Here is a 19,473-nt window from a genome sequence, read left to right on the forward strand (position 1 = left end):
TCGATGCATCCGCGGCCGGACTGGGCAGATGATCCCTCGCACCCTGGAGCCCCATCTGCGCGCCACGGCCAGGCACTATCCCGTGGTGGCGGTCACGGGTCCGCGGCAGTCCGGCAAGACCACCCTCTGCCGGGCTGTGTTTCCAGAGCGGCCTTATGTGTCGCTGGAGGCATTGGATACTCGGGATTTCGCGACTGAAGACCCGCGCGGCTTCCTGGCTCTCGGTGCTGGAGACCGGCTATGTGCTGCACCGCTTGCCGGCTTGGCACGTCAACCTGCGCAAACAATTGGTCAAGGCACCCAAGCTGCACTTCTTTGACAGCGGTCTGCTTTGCCACCTGCTCGGCGTCCGCGACGCAGAGCAATTGCGCGTGCACCCGCTGCGCGGGGCGGTGTTCGAGAGCTGGGTCTTTGCGGAGCTGTTCAAGCTGCTGGTGCACCGGGGTGAGCCACCGTCCCTGTTCCACTACCGCGAGACCCGTGGCGCCGAAATCGACCTGCTGTTGGAGCGCGGTCTGGCGCTGACAGCGGTGGAAGTCAAATCCGCTGCCACGGTGGCAACAGACTTCTTCAACGCCCTTGAGCGCTTTTCGGATCGGATGGCCAGCGCCGAGCCGGCGCGCGAGGTCAGCTCCTACATCGTCTACGGCGGCGAGCAGTCGCAGCGTCGGAGCCGGGGCCAGGTACTCGGCTGGCGGGATGTCGGCGCACTGACCCAGCCATGAGCCCGCGTATGGTTTGCCGGCGCTGCGCGGACGCTCCGGGGCGCGTGAAGCTCGCGCAACCGCGCGGCGACGAAACGCCACAGGGCGCGCCCCTCTGTCCCGCCGGTCCATCGTGCTTTGCGGCGCCGGACGCGCCGACCCGCAAAGCAAAAAGCCCGCTGCGCGGCGCGCAGCGGGCTTTTGCAGAGAAGCGGCCCGGCGGCTTGGCGCGCGCGCCGGGCGTCGGGGGCTTACATGGCCTCCGGCACTTCCAGCACCACCACGCGGCGGCGCAGCGGGTTGTTCTCCAGCGGACCCAGGTCGCCGATCTGATACTCAGCGGGGACGTCCCAGGAGAAGCCGGTGACGCGGGCGATGTCGCCGGGCGGGATGCCCTGATCGATCATGTAGTTGCGAATGGTGTTGGCGCGGTTCTCGCTGAGGGTCAGGTTGTGCTCCCAGCTTCCGAGCTTGTCGGTGAAGCCGCCGATGACCAGCCGCTCGGCGCGCGGAGAATCCTTGACCTCCTGGATGTACTGATCCAGATCGGTGAGGGCACTGGGGTTCAGGACGTCATCGAGTCCATAGCGATCCAGCGCGAACTGGAGGCGCAGCACCAGCGGGTCGCGGACCTCGACCTGGCAGGGCGGCAGGTTGGTGGGGCCGTCCGGCGGCGCGGACTGCCAGCACTCGCCATAGCTGGTGGCCCAGAGCTGCCCGTCCGGCACGGTTGGGTCGCCGGAGGCATACCAGTAGGTCTCGTCCATGTCGTCCGCCACGGCGGTGAAGCTGAGGGCGTCGGCGGCCGGCAGTGCCAGCGCAAGGGTGCGCAGGTGGGTGAGGTGTCGCATCTTAGACTCCCGAAATGTAACGTGGTGACAAAATAGGCAGTGCTCAGTGCTGCTGCAAGGCCCTTGTTGCGTAACGTCGTGGCCTTTTCACACGGAATCTCAGCGGCGCACGCACCGGGCTTAGGTACAGGGATCGGCCCCATTAGTGTAGCGAATGTGAGCGGCATTTGCGCAACTTTTTCGAATTTTCGGTTTTCTTGCATCAACCGATTTGAAGCTCACATCTAAGCTGCTTACTTCACAGGGCTTTCTGGACGTTTCTCGTCATCTCAAGGTCATACAGCTGTCGCTTTTTTGCGACCACTCGCGAGACTCATGCCCCACCGCAAGCAATCCCTGGCTCTTGGCGCCCTTTACATCGTGCTGGGTGAGCTGTGCTTTGCGAGCATGGGCGTCGGCATTCGCATCGTCTCCGGCGAGCTCGACAACACGATGATCGTCTTCGCCCGCAACATCCTCGGGCTGGCGCTGCTGCTGCCCTGGCTGGCACACCGCGGCGTGGGCAGGCTGGCGACGACGGTGCCGGGCCTGCACCTGCTGCGCGCGGGCGCCGGGGTGGCCGCCATGTACTGCTTCTTCTACGCCATCGCCGCCATGCCGCTGGCGGAGGCCATGCTGCTCAAGCTGACCGCGCCCATTTTCATGCCCATCATCGCAGTGCTCTGGCTGCACGAGCGCGTCACGCCGGCCCTGGCGCTCGCGCTCGGCATCGGTTTTGCCGGCGTGGCGGTGATTTTGGACCCGAGCTTCACGGATGCAGGGCTCAGCGTGTCGCCGGTGGCGCTGATCGGGCTCCTCGGCGGCGTGCTCGCGGCGCTCGCGAAGGTGACCGTGCGCCGGCTCTCCCGCAGCGAGCCGCCGACGCGCATCGTCTTCTATTTCGCGCTCATCGCGGCGGCCATCTCCGCGGTCCCACTCGCCTGGAGCTGGCAGACGCCGTCGGCGGCCGCGGCCCTCGGTCTGGTGGCCATCGCCGGCGCGGCAACCCTGGGCCAGCTGGCCCTGACGCGGGGGCTGTCCCTGGCGCCGGCCTCGCGCATGGGCGTGTTCGGCTATTCCGCGGTGGTCTTCGGCGCCGCCTACGGCTGGCTGCTTTGGGACGAGCCGCTTACGCTTGCCACCATCACCGGCACCCTGCTCATCGCCGCGGCCGGCCTGCTGGCGACCCGGGCCACCCGGCGCCCCGCCCGGCTCGTCGGCAGCGGAGCCACTGCTGCCCGAGCGGCGGATGCCAAGGGGAGTGTCGCACCGTGATTCCGCAACGGCTCCGGTGGGGTGAAGGGCTGGACGCGGGCCGCTTCCTGGCGGAATTCTGGCAGCAGCGGCCCCTGCTGCTGCGCGGCGCCTGCGCCGGCATCGCCTCCCCCATCGACCCGGACGAGCTCGCCGGGCTCGCCTGCGCCCCGGAGGTGGAATCGCGTATCGTCCGCGAGCACGGCCCGCAGCGCCCCTGGCAGGTGAGCCACGGGCCGTTCGACGACGCGGACTTCGCGGCCCTGCCGCCGACACACTGGACGCTCCTGGTGCAGGACGTGGACAAGCATATGCCGGCGGTGGCGGCACTGCTCGCCTGCTTCGACTTCCTGCCCGAGTGGCGGCTCGACGACATCATGGTCAGCTGGGCCGAGGACGGCGGCTCCGTGGGGCCGCACCTGGACCAATACGACGTCTTTCTGGTGCAGGTGCAGGGGCAGCGGCGCTGGCGCATCGACACCCGCCCGGACCCGCCCGCCGGCTGCCTGCCGGATCTGGATCTAAGCATCCTCGCGCGCTTCGAGCCGGACCGGGACTGGCTGCTCGGCCCCGGCGACCTGCTCTACCTGCCGCCCGGCGTGCCGCACTGGGGCATTGCAGAGGGCCCCTGCATGACCTGGTCGGTGGGGCTGCGGGCGCCCGCCTGGCGGGAGCTGGCGGCGGATTGGCTCCAGTACGCGGTGGAGGGCCTCGCGGACGGGACCCGCTGGCGCGACCCGCCCGGGCTCGCCCCGCCGGTGGAGCCCGCTGCGCTGCCGGCGGACCTGGCAGGCGCCCTGCGCGGCGGCATCGAGCGGCTGCTCGCGGGCGCCGACGAGGCCCTGTTCCGCCGCTGGCTCGGCAGCTGGCTGACGGAGCCCAAGCCCAACATCCAGCTGCTGCCGCCGGACCCGCCCTGGCCTGCGGACGCTGTCATCGCGCTGCTGCGCGAGGCGGGTCGCCTGCCGAGGGACGGCGCCTCACGCCTGCTCTTTCTGCCCGCGGCGGCTGGCGACACCCAAGACCTGCTGTTCGCCAACGGCGACTGCCACGCCCTGCCCGCCGGCCGCACCGCCTTCCTGGCGGCGCTGTGCCGGCGGCCCGCGCTGCAGGCGGATGCCGTGCTGCCGCGGCTCGACGATGCCCCCTGTCTGGAGCTCTTGACCAGGCTGTTCAACGCCGGACATTTCCTGGTGCCGGATGACGATGACCAGGAGCCGGGCAGCTGACACACCCGGCGGGAACTTCCACCGGCCAGGCTGCGTCCCTACACTCCAGAGCAGATCGCGCCAGCGCCGATCGACGCTCCGCAGCCGCCTGTCAACCTGGGGCCCTCCCGCCATGCCGAACAACCACCACACCGACTTCCGCGTCCGCCGGGCCGACTGGGAACAGGACGGCGCCGCCCTGACGGTGGTACGCCGGCAGGTGTTCGTGCGCGAGCAGGGCGTGCCGGAAACGCTTGAATGGGACGGACTCGACACCGAAGCCGTGCACCTGCTCGCCGAGGCTGCCGACGGCACTGCCATCGGCACCGCACGCCTGTTGCCGTCCGGTCAGATCGGCCGCATGGCCGTGCTGGCAGCGCATCGCCGCCGCGGCGTCGGCCGTGCACTGCTGCTGGAGCTGCTGCGCATCGCCGAAGACGAGGGCGTGCGCCCGCTGTTCCTGCACGCCCAGGTGAGCGCCCTGCCCTTCTACGCCGGGCTCGGCTTCGCGCCGGAGGGCGAGGTCTTCGACGAGGCCGGCATCCCGCATCGGCGCATGCGCTTCGCCGATGCCGCCCGGAACATCGCCGCGGATCTCGACACCCGGCGGCTCGGCGACACCACCGGCGTGCTGCGGCTCGACTCGCCGGAGGCCCAGGGCGGCGCGGTGGCCAGCCTGGCGGCCCAGGCACGCACGGAGCTGCTCATTGCGAGCCCGGACCTGGAGCCCGGGCTATACGACCAGTCGCCGGTGCTGGACGCCATGCTGCGGCTCGCCGTGCACCGCCGCGGGCGGGTGCCGGTGCGGGTGCTGGTGGCGGATGCGGATGCACCGGTGAAGCGCGGTCACCGCCTCATCGAGCTCTCCCGGCGCTTCAGCTCCGGCATCCAGATCCGCACCCTGCCGGAGGAGCTGGCCGAGGGGACGGAGCCCTGCCTGCTCGCGGACGAGGTGGGCTATACCCTGAGGCCCACCGCGGCCCGGGACAGCCTGCTGGTGGATTTCTCGGACAGCGCTCACACGCGGCGGCTGCGCCGGCGCTTCGAGCTGTTCTGGCAGCAGAGCGGCGTTCACCCCGGCCTGCGGCGGCTCTATCTCTGAGGCCTCGCGGTCTCTGAGGCCGTGCGGTCTCTGAGGCCGTGCGTTCCCGGGCGGCGCGCCTCAGAGGCTGTCCACCAGCTTGGTGGCAAGCCCCGTCTCCAGGGCCTCGGCGACGGAGATCCAGTACATCTTGTCGTTGGGTACGGACGCCGCCGCCAGGGCCACGGTGTCGTCGATGCCCATCTCGCGCAGGTACAGGGCCGCGGCCACCACGGACAGCTGCCCGCCCTCGTGACTGCTCAGGTGCTTGGGCACCTTGCTCTGGTGGATGCCGAGCTTGGCGCCGCGGGTCACGAAGCGCTCGATGCCGCCGGCGAGCACATCCACGCAGGCCGATGTGCAGACGTCCTTGACGCCCACCCGCAGCCCGTTCTGGCGCAGGTAGCGCCCGAGCCGCCGTGCCTCGTACAAGGAGCCGCCGGGGCTGGTGATGAGCAGACCGACGGCCTTCTCGCGGCGCAGCTTGTCGATGACCTCGTCCGCGAAGCCGTCGTGGATCTCGCCGTTCACCACCACCCAGGTGTTGCCGATGTTGCCGGAGCGGTCGAAGCGCACCAGCCCGGACGACGCGCCCGTGAGTGCGGCCAGGCGCTCGCAGGCGGTGCCCGCCAGGCGCCGCAGCGAGGCGCGGGCCGCCGGATCATCCACGGCGGCGACGGTGAGCGCATTGGCGCGCTCCACCATGTCTTCCACCTCGAAGCCGTAGCGCTCCACGGCGGCGATGACCACGGCATCCGTGGCGCCCCGGTCCTCGTTCTGCACCACGCGGCGCAGGTGACAGGTGGCGATGGTCGTCAGCAGCTCGTCGCGGTTCATGCCCCCCGGCAGGGCGGCGTCGTCCGGCGCAGGCTTGCGGGCGATGCCGGCACACCCCGTTATCAGCAGCAGGGCCGACAACGCCAGCGCCACCGCCGGGCGGGTGACGGTCGTCACCGGCCTGTGCCGGCGCCGATGGTAAAGCCACTCAAGCATCCTCCGCACCTCCGTCAGGCCGCGCGCACGGGTACCCCGGCTTCCGCAAGGGCCGTCTTCACAGCGGAGATGGGGACCTCGCGACGGTGGAAAATGCCGGCGGCCAGGGCAGCGTCGGCGCCCGTCGCCGAGAAGACCTCGACGAAATGCGCGGGGCTGCCGGCGCCGCTGGAGGCGATCACCGGGATGCCCACGGCCGCGCGCACGGCGGCAATGAGCTCCAGGTCGAAGCCCAGCCCGGAGCCGTCGCGGTCGATGCTGTTGAGCAGGATCTCGCCGGCGCCGAGCGCCTCGCAGGTGCGGGCCAGCTCCACCGCATCCACGTCGCGGCCTTCGCGACCGCCGCGCACGGTGCACTGGAACCAGCACCAGCGCTCCCCGTTCGGCCCCGGCTGCGCGGTCTCGATGACGTGCCGCGCCGTCACCTCCGGGCCGCTCACGTAGACCCGCCGCGGGTCCACGGAGATGACCACCGCCTGGTTGCCGTAACGCGCCGCGATCTGCTCGATGGCGCTGCTGCCGTCGGCGCCCCGTGCGCGCACCTGCTCCACGGTGTGGACGGCATCGGAGCCGATGGAGATCTTGTCCGCGCCGGAGCGGAAATACTCGTCGGCCACGTCCAGCGCGGAGTAGCTGTGGCCGTCCGCATCCGTAAAGGCGCGGATGCCGCCGCCGATGGTGAGCGGCACGAACACCTGCTCGGACGTGCGCCGCAGCACCTCCAGCATGGGCTGATCGCGCAGCGGGAAGTCGCGGAACGCGGTGATGTTGAGGAAGGTGATCTCGTCGGCGCCCTCCTCGTAGTAGCGCGCCGCCAGCTCCACGGGCTTGCCCAGGTTGCGCACCTCGCCCTGCTCGCGCACGTCGTATTGATCCCCCTTGGTGACCACCAGGTCCCCGGCATCGTTGCTGCGCACGTCCAGGCAGGCGATGACACGCTTGGCGAGCCGTGTCGGGCGCTGTGTGGGCAGCGGCGATTTGGCCTCCGCGGGCGCCGACAGGATGCGCGGGGCAAACGCCGGCGCCACCGCGACCGTTCCCGTGAGGAAGCGCTGCAGCAGCGCCAAGCCCGCGGCACCGCTCTTCTCCGGGTGGAACTGGAGCGCGATCACCTGCCCCTGCTGCACCGCGGAGATGAAGGGCTCGCCGTAGTCGGTTTCCGCCAGCACCCAGTGCGCATTCTCGACGGTGGGCCGGGCGCAGTAAGAGTGGACGAAGTAGAAGCGGTCCGCCGTCAGGCCCGCCAGCAGCTCCGAGTCCCGCCCGACCCGCAGCCCGTTCCAGCCCATGTGCGGCACGGACAGCGCCCCGGCGGGGAAGCGCGCCACACGCCCCGGCAGCAGGCCGAGCCCGGGCACGCCGGGGGATTCTTCACTGCCCTCGAACAGGCATTGCAGCCCGATGCAGATGCCGAGGAAGGGCCGGTCGGCGCGCAGGTAGTCCAGCAGCGGCTCGACGAAGCCCAGCTCCTGAAGGCGCCCCATGGCGGCACCGAAGGCACCCACGCCGGGGAAGAGCAGCCGCTCGGCGCCGAGGATGTCGTCCGCCGTGCGGACATCGGTGACTTCGTAGCCGAGGCGGGAGACGGCGTTGCGCAGGCTGCGGACGTTGCCTGCGCCATAGTCGAGGAGAGAGATCATTGCGGCTGGTCTCGGATGGCGGCGCTCGGCAAGGATTCTAACAGCCATCGTTTCCGCCTTCGGCGCCGCTTGCAGCGCCCGCGAGCGGCGCCGTCGGCACGCCGCGGACGCCTCGGCCGTTGCGGCCGCGGCAGCGTCGGTTGCGCTCGACCCCGGCTGCGTGCCCGCTGGGCTGGGCCGACCAGGGCCGGGTCAGACCTCGATGCCTTCCGCCTCCACCACCCGGGCCAGCGCCGCCTCCAGGGTCGCGCGGGCCTGTGCCGTGGCGGCGTGCAGGTAGGCATGCAGCGCCGCGTCGTCGGCGTTGCGGTTCTCGCATTCCCGCGAGTAGGCCTCGAAGGCCACCAGGCTTGAGACCAGCTGCACCAGATGGTGCGGACACTCGCACTTGACCGTGGGCGAAGCGGCTGCGATCCGCGACAGGGCCGCGCTGTCATAGAGCCGCGCCGGCGCAGGCTCGCTCAGGTCGAACTCCGCCAGCAGTGCGGCCGCGCCGACGCCGCCCGAGCTGTGCATGGCCACGCACCAGCGCTTGAGCTCGGCGGCATCCACCGGGGCGCGCTTGGCCACCATGTGCTGGGCCTCCAGGCGGTTGACCACGTCGCGGCTCGCGTAGTTGTAGACCACCAGCGTGCGCGGGGCGCCGCTGCGTGCGGCGAGGTCGGCGAGCACGCGCAGCTGATCCTCGTGAATGGTCGGGCACTCCAGCACCAGCAGGTCCAAACCGAGCTGGCTTGCGTGATCGCGGAGCGCCGACTCCTCCGTATACAGACCGACCAGGTGAACGTCCTCGTCGGCCTCCTGCACTGCCTCTGTGCCGTCCGCCCGCAGCAGCAGCGGCAGCGATGGACCCAGCACGGCCACGCGGCAGGGCCGCGCCTCCTGGGCCGCCTGCACCGGGGTGTCCAGTCCCTGCGCCCGCTGCCGCAGGTGCTCCAGGGACAAGCGCGCCACATGGCTGATGGCATCACCGTTGTCCACGAGGCGCTTGATGAGGTTGAGTCGGCTCACGTCCTCGGCGCGATACAGGCGGGTGCCCGCCTCGGAGCGCACGGGCGTCACCACCGAATAGCGCCGCTCCCACACCCGCAGGGTGTCCGGCGGGATACCAGTGAGCCGCGCCACCGCGCCGATGCGGTAAGTCTGGCCGGTCTCGGGTTCTCGGGAATCAGTCACGGGCAACTCCGCGTGTTAATGTTTTGTCCATATCGTATCTGAACAGGCTCTTGACAACGCCAGCAGAGGGGTCTAGCTTGGCACCTACGGTTGGACATTTCTTGGACGGCTGCTGTTTCAGGTGCTGCAGCGACCCAACCGCCACCGACCTTCGGCTGCGTCTACGGAGATGGTGTCGTCGCGGGATCGTCCAAGTTTTGAACAGGCATCACCTGTCACGACACGCGGAAGCTCGCTGCCACCATCACTGGGCGACGCAACCGCCACGTGCCGATCGACACCGTTCAGTGCCCAAGGCGTTGTCTCACCCACGCTGATCGTCCCAACACCAGGAGCCCAGAACCATGCCCCAGTCCATCCTCACCGCCGACCTCAACAATGGCTTCGACCTGGAGCTGCCGCTGCATCCGGCCACCGACACAGCCGAAGACGTGGCAAGGCTGCTCGACCGTCTGCTCACGCTGGTGGACGATTTCTGCGTCGGCAGCAACGCCTCCGACGCGGATGTCGTGCAGGCCCTCACCCTCGCCACCGCGCTGCGCACGGCCATGGCCGAGGTGGGTGGCACGGCGGGCGCGGCGGTTCCCACGCGGCTCCTCGATGTGGAGGTGCGGGACGCCGCGGCCCTGGACGGCTGAGCGCACTGCGCCCGGCGCGCTGCCGGATCAGGTTCGGCGCAGCCGCGCGAGCACACGCCGCGCGAAATAGCTGCCCGGCAGCAGCGCCGCGAAGACGATGGCGATGATCGCCACCTGATACCACAGCAGTCCCAGCCACGGCGGCGTCACGCCGCCGGTCATCCACTCTTCGGCGAGTCGCTGGCCGTTGAAAAAGGCAAAGTAGGCGAGAAACGCCAGCAGCAGCCGCCCGCCGCTGCGACGCCGTGGCGAGAGCTGCGTCAGCGGCACGGCGAGGATGCCCAGCGAGATGACACCCAGGGCCGCTGCGAGCCTGTGCTCCACCTCGGCCCGGTCGCGGATATCGTCCGAGGCCAGCAGCTGCGCCGTCGGCGTCGCAGCCCGCCGCCAGTTCGCCTGCTGCATCGCACTGCCGGCGCTGATGTAGTAGGTCAGCCGGGCGAAATCCACCAGGGTGTAGTCGAGATCGCCCGCGCGCCCGTCGAAACGGCGGCCGTCCTCCAGAATCACGCGCTGCTCGCCATCCGCGGTGCTCTCGCTGTAGTACCCGCGCTCGGACAACACCAGCCGCGGCGGGTCACTGCTGCGGTCCTGCACGAACACATCCACGAAACGGCCGGCACCGTCCATGCCGGCCGCATAAAACGTCATGGTACCGCCCTGCTGCTGGTAGAAGCGCCCGGGCTGAAGCCCGCTGATGCGTGTGGCCTCGTCGTCCTTGCGTGCCTCGATGAGCTGAATCTGCGCCGACGCATAGGGCTTCAGCACCAGCGAGAACCAGGCGGTGATCAGCGCCACCGGCAGCGCGAACAGCAGCACAGCGCGAAACACCCGCCACGGGCTGAGCCCACCCGCTGTGAAGGCGATGAGCTCGCTGTCACGGGCCATGCGCCCGAGCGCCATCAGCACCGCGAGAAACGCCGCGGGCGCGAGCAGTGTGGCCATGTCCCGCAGCAGCTGCAGGCCCAGGAACTGGAGCACCAGCCGCGCCTGAAGATTGCCGACGTTCACCTGCTCCAGCGTGCGCAGGAACAGCATGCTCGCCACCACCAGCACCAGGGTCGCCATGATGGCGGCGAAGACCTTGACGAGCTCGGCAAGAAAGTAGCGGTCGACAATGCTCCACATGCGCAGGGCCTCAGGAACCTGACCGTACATTTTGGGCGCCGAGCGCGGCCCGGCGCAACGCGGCACCGTCGCCGTGCTCGCGCCCGGACGGTTTTGCGACCGGCGGCGTCCTGACAGCCTGTGAGCAGCGGCTGCGCCGTCGCCGCTGCGCCACCCTTTGCCCGCGCGGACCACTCGGAAATGCGCCAATGCGACGACGCGCTTTCTGACAGCAAGCAGGCGCATCCGCCCATTCGCCGACCCTGGGCAATGACCTAGAGTCAGTCGGGCAGCGCCGGCCGACCAAGCGGCCGGTCGCTTGCCGAGAGAGCGTAAACGACACCACAATCATCGGAGCGCAAGACCATGACTGACTACCGTCGCGAAGGAGCGTATCAGCTGCGCCTGTCGGCAGCCCGGAAGGCGAAAGACCGCGAGCACCCGCCGCACCAGGCCAATGGCGATGAGCAGCGCTGGGCCGGCGCCAATTACGCCATGTGCTTCACCAAGGGCCTGCACCATGACCCGGGCACGGGGCTGCTTCAGGTGAAGGCGGATTTCGAGCGCTTTCGCCGGGCCATCGATGAGGGCTTCATCGACGCCTTCACGGCGGGCGTGCGCGCATCGCCTGAGAAGGCGCGCGCCTGGGAGGCGCCCACCGCAGGCGTCGTCTACGACCTCCAGGGACCGGACGCGCAGGCGGTCACCATGCCGCCGGCGCCGGCCCTGGGCTCCGACGAGCTCGCCTACGAGATGGCGGAGGTCTACGAGCTCGCTCTGCTGCGCGACGTGCCCCTGCCGGAGCTACGCGCCGGCGCCACCGACCCGGCCGTGACCGCGGCCGTCGGCCGCCTCGACGCCCTGACTTACGCGCAGGATGGCTTCCCGGGCCGCCCGCGCACCACCGAGGGCGGGTCGGTGACGGCACGTACCCTGTTCCGCGGCTCCTCCCCCGGGGTCGAGGTCGGACCCTATCTGTCGCAGTTCATGCTCATCGGCAATGACCAGCCGGAGCCCGGCGGCAGCGGGGTGGCCGACGGCTATATCCAGTATGGCCCGCTGCGCATCGACCAGCGCGTGCCGGTTGCCGAGACGCAGGATTACATGACCGACTGGGGCGATTGGCTGGCCGTCCAGAACGGTGCCGACGTGCGCAATAACGCCGATCTGTTCTCCGGCGCGCCGCGGCGGTTCATCACCACGCCGCGGGATCTCGCCACCTATGTGCACGACGATGCGCTGTACCAGGCGTACCTCAATGCGTGCCTGATCCTGTTGTCCATGGAGGCACCCTTTGATCCGGGCTTCGGCCATCTCTCCGGACAGTCGCCGTTCTTCCTGAACAGCCTGGATGCAACCGGCGTGCTCGCCGACATCCTGGAGACCCATCCGAGCGCCGCGGGCGGCTTCGCGCTCTACGGCGGCCCGCACATCCTGACCCTGGTCACGGAGGTGGCGACGCGCGCGCTCAAGGCCGTGCGCTACCAGAAGTTCAACACCCACATCCGGCTGCGCCCGGAGACCCTCGCCGGCCGCATCCATCGCGCCGCCGAGATCCAGACCGCCTTCCCCCAGGTCGGCACGGTGTTCGAGGACCTCGAGGGCGCCATCCAGGACACGGTGAACGCCATCCGTGCGGCCAATGGGTCGGGCTCGGCGCTGCTGCCGATGGCCTTCCAGGAAGGCTCCCCGATGCACCCGGCCTATGGCGCAGGACACGCCACTGTGGCCGGGGCCTGTGTCACCATCCTCAAGGCCTATTTCGACACCAACGCCGTCTTCGTCCGGCGCGACGCCAGGGACAGGTTCGCGCTCTACGAGAACGGCGACACCGCCGTGCACTACGAGCCCGAGACCACCCCGGGCAGCCTCGGCGCCAGCCTGGATGAGCGGCTCGACGGCGACTTCCTCACCCTGGAAGGCGAGCTCAACAAGCTCGCCGCCAACATCTCCATCGGCCGCAACATGGCCGGTGTCCATTACTATTCGGACTACTATGACAGCCTGCGCATGGGCGAGCGCATTGCCATCGCCATGCTCGAAGAGCAGGCCCTGTGCTACCCCACCGACCCCTTCGTGCTCACGGTGCCCACCTTCGACGGGGACGTGGTACGGATCGGCGCGCGCTGAGGCGCGGCCAAGCCGGACCCGGCGCAGGGACAGCGCCGGTCTCTCTGCCCCTGCCGGGCGGCCCGGGCAGCACCGCCCCGACCGGGTCAGCCTGGATTAGGCGCGTTACCCGGCGCCGCCTGCATGCAGGCCGAGACGATCTCCTGCCAAGCCGGGTGCGCCGCGATCAGCGCCAGGGCTTGCGGCAGCAGCAGGCGGCCGGGATCTGTCCTGAACCAGGTGGAGGCACCGGACGGATGCGGCAGCGGGATCACATCGGCCGCCACGCCCTCCTGCTCGACACGGAACTGCTGCCCGACCACTGCATCCAGCCGCGGCGCCGCAAGAAAACGCGTGATGGCGAGTCGGCCCACGGGAAGCACCAGACGCGGGCGCACCAGTGCCAGCTCGCGCTGCCACCATGGCGCGCAGTTTGCCACTTCCTCCCGCGTCGGCACCCGATCACCGCCGCGGGCCAGCCCGCCGGGCCAACAGCGGCAGACGGCGCTCATGTAGACCAGGCGCCGGCAGGCGTCCTCGTCCAGCCCAATGCCGGAGAACCAGCCGAACAGGGTGCGCCCGGCGGTCCAGCAAAAGGGCCGGTGCTGCTGAATCTCCCGGCGCCCGGGGGCCTGACCCAGCAGGAGCACCGGCGAGAGCGCGGCCTCACCGTGCACCGGCGGACCCTGCATGCGCGGGCAGCGGCGACAGGCACGCAGCTCACCCTGTAGGCGCCGCAGTGCTGCGAGTCGATCACCCGGGGAGTCTGCCGGCGGCATGGCTCACGCTGGACGGGGCAGATACGACGCCGCCTCAGACGCCAGGTCAGGCGCCCGGCGGATGGGGGCGCCCACGCAGGCGCACACGCAGCCACCGCAGCAGATAGACACAGAGCCCCAGCATTTCGCGCAGCAGCAGCCGTGCCAGTCCCCGCCGCGGCCGCGCAGCCGCACCCTGCGGGCAGCCCGCAGACCGCACGACCAGCCCCTGGGCGCGGAAGGCGAGCGTCGCGCGCGGCAGGTGCCAGGGGTCCGTCACCAGGTACAAGGGCGGCCCGGACCAGGCGTGCGCATGCAGCAGGCGGGCAGTGTGCACGGCGTTTTCCCAGGTGTTGCGCGCCCTGCACTCCAGCAGCATACGCTCGCTGGCAATGCCGGCGGCGCGCAGCGCGTCAGCCGCCGCCGCAGCCTCCGAGCGCGCGCACGGGGCATGCGGCGGGACGCCGCCGGTGATCAGGATGCGCGCCCGGGGCTCGGCCAGCAGCAGCCCCAGGGCGCAGTCGAGGCGGCGGCGCAGCGCTGGCCCGGGGCTTGCGTCCGCGCACAACGGCGCCCCCAGCAGGACCAGGAGCTTCGGCGGGTCATTACGCCCACGCTCAATCGGCAAAGCCGTAGATGAAATAGACGGTCTCCAGCAGTGCCGTCGGCTCCGAGTCCTCGCCGAACCAGCGCTCGAAGATCCGGTCCACTTCCCGGGTGCGATAGATCTGCGCCAGGGCGGTGTTCACCACCAGCCGGAAGTCCGCATCGTTGCGCGGCACGGCGAAGGCATAGGGCTCCACGGAGAAGTCCGCGTCCAGGATGGCGAAGTCCTGGGCGTTGCCCGCCTCCGCCACCTGGCCGATGAGCACCAGGCGGTCGCCGGCGACGGCGTCGAGCGCGCCCTCCTTCAGGCGCTCGCGCCCGTCACGGGCGTCGCGGATGGGCTTCAGCTCCGCATTGATGAGCCGCGCCTCCAGCACCGGGCGCAGGCGCCGCTCCGTGGTGGTCTCCGGGATGACCCCCAGGGTCTTGCCGCCCAGGTCCTCCAGGGCGCGGATGCCGCTGTCGGCGCGCACCAGGACGCCGCCCGACTCCACGAACACCACGTTGGCGAAGTCCACCCGGCGCTGCCGGGCGAGGGTCATGGTGGTGGTGCCGCACTCCAGGTCCGCCTCGGCATTGGCCACTGCGGCGATGCGCCGCGGGGTGTTGCCCTCGATCCAGGCCACCTCCAGGGCATCCAGCTCCAGCGCCCGCTGCACCCCGGCGACAATGCGCCGGCACAGGTCCACGGAGTAGCCCCGCGGGGCGCCGTCGGCATCTTTGAAGGAGATGGGATAGGCGTTGGGGTCGTAGGCGATGGTGATGGTGCCGGACGCCTTGATCCGGTCCAGCGCACCCGTGTCCGCCGCCGCCGGCAGCGCCGCGGCGAGCAGCAGCAGGGCGACGCCCAGAACAGGGTGTTGCCCGCCGGCACCCATGCTGCGCAGCGCCCGCACGTTACTCCCCGCCGCTCTGCTGCTTGATGAGCACACGGATCTCGCCCGGACGCGGCAGCCCTTTGATGGTGAGCTCCGGCTCATCGCCGGTGGTGTAGATGACAAGATCCCCGGCGTTCAGGAGCCGCTGCAGCAGCGACTGCCTGACCCGCACCGTGCGCACCGAGGCCATGTTGGTCTCGGTGTACTGCTTGTTCAGAAAGCCGTGGGTCCACACCAGCTCGTGCGCGGTGATCTCCAGGTGGTCGAACAGCGCGCTGATCCACCAGCCGAGCAGCTGCAGCAGACCCCAGGCGATGAGCAGGTAGCCGACATAGCGCAGATCCGCCCAGGCCGGCAAGGGCGTGTCCGCCAGCAGCGCCGAGACGTAGGGGATGCTGCCGGTGACGGCGATGTAGGCGCCGGCCAGCACCAGGAGCCAGTTGAAGAGGGTTCCGAACGGGTGCATCCGCCAAACCGACGGTCTCGCTGCGTACAATGGCTGGGACATCGGACGGCTCCTTGGGGCCAGGTCGCGGGCACGAAAAGGCGCGCAGATACTACCAGTAACCACGGGGGAGTGACATGCAGCCGGCGTCCATTACGAGCATTTGCGCACAGGCCGCCGCACGCATGGCGGCCACGCTTCTGCCGCAGCCCAGCGCGGCATCCGCGTGATGCGCGAGCGAGCGCTGCGCGGGCGCGAGCGCCTGGCCCTGCTGGTGCTGCTGGTGACGGTCGCCCTCGGTGCCGCCGGCGGCGCCATCGCCGTGCTCCTGGACGTCGCCATGACCGAGCAGCGGCGGCTGCTGGCGGGGCTCGCCGACGGCCAGGCCCGACTCATCGAGGCCGTCGGACAATTCGATCAGCGCTTCTCCCAGGACTTTCCCGCCGGCGCCATGGCTGCGACCCTGGAGCAGGTCCGCCGTGCCGCGCGCACCTACGGTGGTCTCGGGCGCAGCGGCGAGCTGGTGCTCGCGCACCGCACCGGCGACGCCATCGAGTTCCTCGTCGCCGGCGGCGACGCCGAGCGCGCACTGCCGCGCAGCGTGCCCTGGCGCTCCGGCCTCGCCGAGCCCATGCGCGCCGCCCTGTCCGGCGCCGGGCGTGTGCTGGTCGGGCGCGACTACGACGGCACCCGGGTCCTCGCCGCCGCCGAGCCGCTTCCGGCCCTGGGCTGGGGCCTGGTGGCCAAGGTGGATCTGGACGAGATCCGCCGGCCCTTCGTGCGCGCCGCGCTGCTGGCACTCGGCATCACGCTGCTGCTGGCGGCGGCGGGCGCGGTGCTCTTCTTTCGCATCACAGACCCCCTGCTGCGCCGCCTCGCCACCAACGAGGCGCGCTTCCGCGCCCTGTTCGAGAGCGCGCCGCTCGGCATCGGCCTGGTGCAGCAGGACGGCCGGGTCGCCCTGAGCAATCCGGCGCTGCAGCGCATCCTCGGCCGCGATGCACAGACGCTGTCGACACAGGGCTTCGGCGAGTTCACCCATCCGGACGATGTCGCGGCCGACCTGACGCAATACCGGGCGCTCTGGGCCGGCGACATCCGGGGCTACCACCTCGACAAGCGCTACCTGCGCCCCGACGGCAGCCTGGTCTGGGGCCACCTCACCGTGGCCCTGATGCAGGGCGCCGACGGCAGGCCCCTTGGCGCCGTCGGCATGGTGGAGGACATCACCGCTGCCAAGCGCATGCAGGCTGAGCTCCAGGAAGCGCAGGAAAAATCCCTGCAGATGGAGAAGCTCTCGGCGCTCGGGACCTTCGTCGGCGGCATTGCGCACGAGATCAAGAACCCGCTCATGGGGCTCTCCAACTACATCGCCCACGTTGAGGCGAATCTCGCCGACCCGGCGATGCTGGACGTGCTGGCCCGGGCCCAAACCCAGGTGCGCCGCATCGGGCGCATCGTCGACGGCGTGCTCGGCTACGCCCGCGGCGACGACAGCGAGCTGCACCGCCTGGACCCGGCGCAGGTGGCGGCCGACGTGGTGCTGCTGGTGCAGAGCGAGCTGAAGCGCTGGTCCGTCCAGCTGCTCACCGACACACCGGAGACCCCGCTGGCGGTGATCAGCAACCGCGACGCACTGAGTCAGGCGCTGCTGAATCTGGTGCTGAACGCCATCCAGGCGCTGCGGGATGTCGAGCGCCGCGAGCTATGCATCGGCATCAGCGCGCGGGGCGGGCGCGTTGCCATCAGCGTCTGTGACACGGGTCCGGGCGTGCCGGCCGACATCCGGCGGCGCATCTACGACCCCTTCTTCACCACCAAGCCGCCGGGTGAAGGCACCGGTCTCGGCCTGAGCGTGGCCCTGCGCGGCATCGAGTCCGTCGGCGGCGAGCTTAAGCTCACGGACAATCCGGGCGGCGGCGCCTGCTTCACGCTCCTGCTGCCGGCGGCCACGCGCGACGAGCCCAGGTGAGCCGCATCTGGGATGGCCTGCCCATCAGCCCGTCTCGGCGCCACCCACCGGCCGGCGCCTGGCGGTGGCGATGGCGGCGAGGCGGGCGCGACGAATGGCCTCCGGGATGCGCCTCTGGTCGGTGGTGGCGGCGGCAATGGCGCGCTGATTCACCTGCCGGGCGGCGCGGGCGCAGCGGCGCACCAGCTCCCCCTGCGGGTAGGCCCGCTCCTCGAAGCCGGTGCGACCGCGATAGTCCGCCTCGCAGGCCAGCAGCATCTGCTCCAGTCGCCCCGGACGGCGGAACAGGTCCACGGCCTCCAGCATGCCGAGCAGGGTCGCGGGCCTGACGTCCGCCGCCTGGTGCACCAGGCCGTGCCAGCGTGCGGTGAGGCGGGCCAGCTCGCAGAAGCGCTTCGGCACCTTGTAGCGTGCACAGATGTCCGCCACCAGCGCGACACTGCGCGCCTCGTGGCCATGATGGCGCGGCCATTGCTCGCGCGGTGTGGTGCCTTTGCCCAGGTCATGGCAGAGGGCGGCGAAGCGCACCTCGGCGGCATCCGTGAGCCGTGCCGCGGTGTCCACCACCAGCATCACGTGCTCGCCCGTGTCGATCTCCGGGTGGGCTTGGGACGGCTGTGGTACGCCCCAGAGGCGGTCCAGCTCCGGCAGCAGTCGCGCCAGGGCGCCGCACGCCCGCAGCACGGTGAAAAAGCGCGACGGCCTGGACTCGGACAGGGCCTTGGCCATTTCCTGCCACACCCGCTCCGGCACCAGGGCATCCACCTCGCCCGCGGTGACCATGTCCCGCATCAGCGCCATGGTCTGGTCGGCGACGCGAAAGCCGAGCTCAGCGAAGCGCGCCGCGAAGCGGGCCACCCGCAGGATGCGCACCGGGTCTTCCACGAAGGCCGGCGACACATGCCGCAGCACCCGGGCCTTCAGGTCCGCGACGCCGCCGAAGGGGTCGATGATGCGCCCATCCCAGTCCTCGGCAAGGGCGTTGATGGTGAGGTCCCGGCGCGCCAGGTCCTGCTCCAGCGTCACCGTGGCTGAGGCATGCACCTCGAAGCCATGGTAGCCGGGCGCGGACTTGCGCTCGGTGCGGGCCAGCGCGTACTCGTCTTTGGTCTCCGGGTGCAGAAAGACGGGGAAGTCCCTGCCCACCTGGGTGAAGCCGCGCCGCTGCATCTCCTGCGGCGTGGCGCCCACCACCACATAGTCGGACTCGTCCACCGGCAGGCACAGCAGGCGGTCGCGCACGGCCCCGCCCACCAGGTAGATCTCCAACCCATCGGTGGCGGCGCCGCTCACGCGCCCTGCTCCGCGCCCTGCTCCGCGCCCTGCTCCGTGCCGTGCGGCGCGCACGCCGCGGCCGGCGCCCACGAGGAGGTGGCGCCCGCTGCCCGGTGGCGGGCGTCTGCGGCCATGTGCTCCGTTGCCATCGTCGCTCCGCTGGCGGGTTGGCCCCGGATTATAACGCTGCGGCTCCGGGGCTCCGACAGGGCTTGCCGGAGGATGTCATCGGACACGCCGGGCCGCGCGCACCGGGCAAGTCGGTACAATTCGGGGTTTCGGCTCCTGCACGCGGATTGAGACCCCATGCTGCGCCTACTGGGCTATCTCCTGATCCTGGCCGTACTCGGCTACGGCCTCTGGCCCTACTACACGGTGTTTCGCGTGGATGACGCGGTGCGCGATGCGGACCCCGAAACGCTCGCGCCGTTCGTGGACCTGGCGGCCATCCAGGCGCGCTACGCCAAGCGCATCCGCACCGCCGTGCCCGCCTTCGAGCCGCGCCCGGACCCGGGTGCGGACCAGGTGGTGGTATGGCTCAAGAGCAACTTGCCGCGGCTGGGTGATGCGGCGCTGGATCAGGCCATCACGCTTGAGTGGGTGCAGAGCAGCCTGCGTGAGGCGGCGCAGCGCACCACCGAGAGCCGCCCGGCGCTCTTCATGGACGCCATCGACTTCGCCTTCTTCGAGGCCTGGAACCGCTTTGTGATTCGCGTCGGCCCGCTCGGCAGCGAGACCCACGTCGTGCTCGGCCTGGACGGCAAGGACTGGCGCATCGTGGACCTGGTGCGCTGAGGGT

The 19,473-nt window shown here is 70.5% G+C and carries 20 protein-coding genes; 9 read left to right on the top strand and 11 right to left on the bottom strand.

Features of this window, described 5'->3' with window-relative positions; genetic code table 11:
- Nucleotides 1-28: 28 nt before the first annotated feature.
- Entirely contained in the window at nt 29-319 is a 291-nt protein-coding gene (locus tag QZ607_RS25825) for an AAA family ATPase (RefSeq protein ID WP_367268161.1), read from the top strand.
- Nucleotides 243-725: an ATP-binding protein gene (locus tag QZ607_RS06325; protein WP_367268162.1), complete on the top strand. Its 483-nt coding sequence runs from the start codon at nt 243-245 to the stop codon at nt 723-725. Before QZ607_RS25825 ends, QZ607_RS06325 begins: the two co-directional genes overlap by 77 nt.
- 230 nt (nt 726-955) lie before the next feature.
- Here QZ607_RS06325 and QZ607_RS06330 read toward each other — a convergent pair whose 3' ends face one another.
- Nucleotides 956-1,555, bottom strand: a complete 600-nt coding sequence (locus QZ607_RS06330) for an OmpA family protein (RefSeq protein ID WP_295880917.1) — start codon at nt 1,553-1,555, stop codon at nt 956-958.
- A gap of 315 nt (nt 1,556-1,870) precedes the next feature.
- Between QZ607_RS06330 and QZ607_RS06335 the strand changes: the two genes are divergently transcribed.
- From QZ607_RS06335 to QZ607_RS06345, 3 genes are all read left to right on the top strand, one after another.
- Complete coding sequence (locus QZ607_RS06335) at nt 1,871-2,809, top strand: DMT family transporter (RefSeq protein ID WP_295880918.1); 939 nt, start codon at nt 1,871-1,873, stop codon at nt 2,807-2,809.
- Nucleotides 2,806-4,017, top strand: a complete 1,212-nt coding sequence (locus QZ607_RS06340) for a cupin domain-containing protein (protein WP_295880919.1) — start codon at nt 2,806-2,808, stop codon at nt 4,015-4,017. The genes QZ607_RS06335 and QZ607_RS06340 overlap by 4 nt, the downstream gene beginning before the upstream one ends.
- Nucleotides 4,018-4,129: 112 nt before the next feature.
- Nucleotides 4,130-5,098 (top strand): GNAT family N-acetyltransferase, encoded by a 969-nt coding sequence (locus tag QZ607_RS06345; protein ID WP_295880921.1) that lies wholly within the window; start codon nt 4,130-4,132, stop codon nt 5,096-5,098.
- A gap of 60 nt (nt 5,099-5,158) precedes the next feature.
- Here the strand turns inward: QZ607_RS06345 and QZ607_RS06350 are convergent, their stop codons facing one another.
- From QZ607_RS06350 to QZ607_RS06360, 3 genes are all read right to left on the bottom strand, one after another.
- Nucleotides 5,159-6,031, bottom strand: coding sequence for a hypothetical protein (locus QZ607_RS06350; protein ID WP_295880924.1), 873 nt, complete (start codon nt 6,029-6,031; stop codon nt 5,159-5,161).
- Between the two features lie 53 nt (nt 6,032-6,084).
- Complete coding sequence (hisF, locus tag QZ607_RS06355; protein WP_295880925.1) at nt 6,085-7,710, bottom strand: imidazole glycerol phosphate synthase subunit HisF; 1,626 nt, start codon at nt 7,708-7,710, stop codon at nt 6,085-6,087.
- A gap of 192 nt (nt 7,711-7,902) precedes the next feature.
- Complete coding sequence (locus tag QZ607_RS06360) at nt 7,903-8,886, bottom strand: MerR family transcriptional regulator (protein ID WP_295880927.1); 984 nt, start codon at nt 8,884-8,886, stop codon at nt 7,903-7,905.
- Between the two features lie 344 nt (nt 8,887-9,230).
- Here QZ607_RS06360 and QZ607_RS06365 point away from each other — a divergent pair, with 344 nt between their 5' ends.
- Nucleotides 9,231-9,524, top strand: a complete 294-nt coding sequence (locus tag QZ607_RS06365) for a hypothetical protein (RefSeq protein WP_295880931.1) — start codon at nt 9,231-9,233, stop codon at nt 9,522-9,524.
- A 27-nt stretch (nt 9,525-9,551) separates the two neighbouring features.
- Here the strand turns inward: QZ607_RS06365 and lptF are convergent, their stop codons facing one another.
- Nucleotides 9,552-10,652 carry an LPS export ABC transporter permease LptF gene (gene lptF / locus QZ607_RS06370; protein ID WP_295880933.1) on the bottom strand — a complete coding sequence of 367 codons (1,101 nt, stop codon included), beginning with the start codon at nt 10,650-10,652 and terminating at the stop codon, nt 9,552-9,554.
- Between the two features lie 345 nt (nt 10,653-10,997).
- Here lptF and QZ607_RS06375 point away from each other — a divergent pair, with 345 nt between their 5' ends.
- Nucleotides 10,998-12,761 carry a vanadium-dependent haloperoxidase gene (locus QZ607_RS06375; protein ID WP_295880935.1) on the top strand — a complete coding sequence of 588 codons (1,764 nt, stop codon included), beginning with the start codon at nt 10,998-11,000 and terminating at the stop codon, nt 12,759-12,761.
- Nucleotides 12,762-12,847: 86 nt separating this feature from the next.
- On the opposite strand, the gene QZ607_RS06380 is transcribed toward QZ607_RS06375, so the two are convergent.
- Genes QZ607_RS06380 through QZ607_RS06395 form a run of 4 tightly spaced genes read right to left on the bottom strand, consistent with a single transcriptional unit; the run spans nt 12,848 to nt 15,490 of the window.
- Complete coding sequence (locus tag QZ607_RS06380; protein WP_295880936.1) at nt 12,848-13,519, bottom strand: uracil-DNA glycosylase family protein; 672 nt, start codon at nt 13,517-13,519, stop codon at nt 12,848-12,850.
- A 46-nt stretch (nt 13,520-13,565) separates the two neighbouring features.
- Nucleotides 13,566-14,126 carry a YdcF family protein gene (locus QZ607_RS06385; RefSeq protein ID WP_295880939.1) on the bottom strand — a complete coding sequence of 187 codons (561 nt, stop codon included), beginning with the start codon at nt 14,124-14,126 and terminating at the stop codon, nt 13,566-13,568.
- On the bottom strand, nt 14,116-15,000 hold the full coding sequence (locus tag QZ607_RS06390; protein WP_295880941.1) for an amino acid ABC transporter substrate-binding protein: 885 nt from the start codon (nt 14,998-15,000) through the stop codon (nt 14,116-14,118). The genes QZ607_RS06385 and QZ607_RS06390 overlap by 11 nt, the downstream gene beginning before the upstream one ends.
- A 1-nt stretch (nt 15,001) precedes the next feature.
- Nucleotides 15,002-15,490: a PH domain-containing protein gene (locus QZ607_RS06395; RefSeq protein ID WP_295880943.1), complete on the bottom strand. Its 489-nt coding sequence runs from the start codon at nt 15,488-15,490 to the stop codon at nt 15,002-15,004.
- Between the two features lie 166 nt (nt 15,491-15,656).
- On the opposite strand from QZ607_RS06395, the gene QZ607_RS06400 reads away from it, so the two are divergent.
- Nucleotides 15,657-17,399 (top strand): ATP-binding protein, encoded by a 1,743-nt coding sequence (locus tag QZ607_RS06400; RefSeq protein ID WP_295880945.1) that lies wholly within the window; start codon nt 15,657-15,659, stop codon nt 17,397-17,399.
- Nucleotides 17,400-17,423: 24 nt separating this feature from the next.
- On the opposite strand, the gene QZ607_RS06405 is transcribed toward QZ607_RS06400, so the two are convergent.
- Nucleotides 17,424-18,692, bottom strand: a complete 1,269-nt coding sequence (locus QZ607_RS06405; protein WP_295880947.1) for a multifunctional CCA addition/repair protein — start codon at nt 18,690-18,692, stop codon at nt 17,424-17,426.
- Nucleotides 18,689-18,823, bottom strand: a complete 135-nt coding sequence (locus QZ607_RS06410; protein WP_295880949.1) for a hypothetical protein — start codon at nt 18,821-18,823, stop codon at nt 18,689-18,691. Before QZ607_RS06410 ends, QZ607_RS06405 begins: the two co-directional genes overlap by 4 nt.
- 157 nt (nt 18,824-18,980) lie before the next feature.
- Between QZ607_RS06410 and QZ607_RS06415 the strand changes: the two genes are divergently transcribed.
- The gene (locus tag QZ607_RS06415; protein ID WP_295880950.1) at nt 18,981-19,469 is read left to right on the top strand and encodes a DUF2939 domain-containing protein; all 489 of its coding nucleotides are present in this window, start codon (nt 18,981-18,983) and stop codon (nt 19,467-19,469) included.
- The last annotated feature ends 4 nt before the right edge of the window (nt 19,470-19,473 follow it).

The sequence above is a fragment of the uncultured Thiohalocapsa sp. genome, from assembly GCF_913063425.1.
Classification (GTDB): Bacteria; Pseudomonadota; Gammaproteobacteria; order Chromatiales; family Chromatiaceae; genus Thiohalocapsa.

Excerpts from the sequence above, each read along its gene's own strand:
- QZ607_RS06415 (WP_295880950.1), top strand. The coding sequence starts at position 18,981 with ATGCTGCGCCTACTGGGCTATCTCCTGATCCTGGCCGTACTCGGCTAC.
- QZ607_RS06345 (WP_295880921.1), top strand. The coding sequence starts at position 4,130 with ATGCCGAACAACCACCACACCGACTTCCGCGTCCGCCGGGCCGACTGG.
- QZ607_RS06365 (WP_295880931.1), top strand. The coding sequence starts at position 9,231 with ATGCCCCAGTCCATCCTCACCGCCGACCTCAACAATGGCTTCGACCTG.
- QZ607_RS06400 (WP_295880945.1), top strand. The coding sequence starts at position 15,657 with ATGCGCGAGCGAGCGCTGCGCGGGCGCGAGCGCCTGGCCCTGCTGGTG.
- QZ607_RS06330 (WP_295880917.1), bottom strand. The coding sequence starts at position 1,555 with ATGCGACACCTCACCCACCTGCGCACCCTTGCGCTGGCACTGCCGGCC.
- QZ607_RS06335 (WP_295880918.1), top strand. The coding sequence starts at position 1,871 with ATGCCCCACCGCAAGCAATCCCTGGCTCTTGGCGCCCTTTACATCGTG.
- QZ607_RS06380 (WP_295880936.1), bottom strand. The coding sequence starts at position 13,519 with ATGCCGCCGGCAGACTCCCCGGGTGATCGACTCGCAGCACTGCGGCGC.
- hisF (WP_295880925.1), bottom strand. The coding sequence starts at position 7,710 with ATGATCTCTCTCCTCGACTATGGCGCAGGCAACGTCCGCAGCCTGCGC.
- QZ607_RS06375 (WP_295880935.1), top strand. The coding sequence starts at position 10,998 with ATGACTGACTACCGTCGCGAAGGAGCGTATCAGCTGCGCCTGTCGGCA.
- lptF (WP_295880933.1), bottom strand. The coding sequence starts at position 10,652 with ATGTGGAGCATTGTCGACCGCTACTTTCTTGCCGAGCTCGTCAAGGTC.
- QZ607_RS25825 (WP_367268161.1), top strand. The coding sequence starts at position 29 with ATGATCCCTCGCACCCTGGAGCCCCATCTGCGCGCCACGGCCAGGCAC.
- QZ607_RS06395 (WP_295880943.1), bottom strand. The coding sequence starts at position 15,490 with ATGTCCCAGCCATTGTACGCAGCGAGACCGTCGGTTTGGCGGATGCAC.
- QZ607_RS06410 (WP_295880949.1), bottom strand. The coding sequence starts at position 18,823 with ATGGCAACGGAGCACATGGCCGCAGACGCCCGCCACCGGGCAGCGGGC.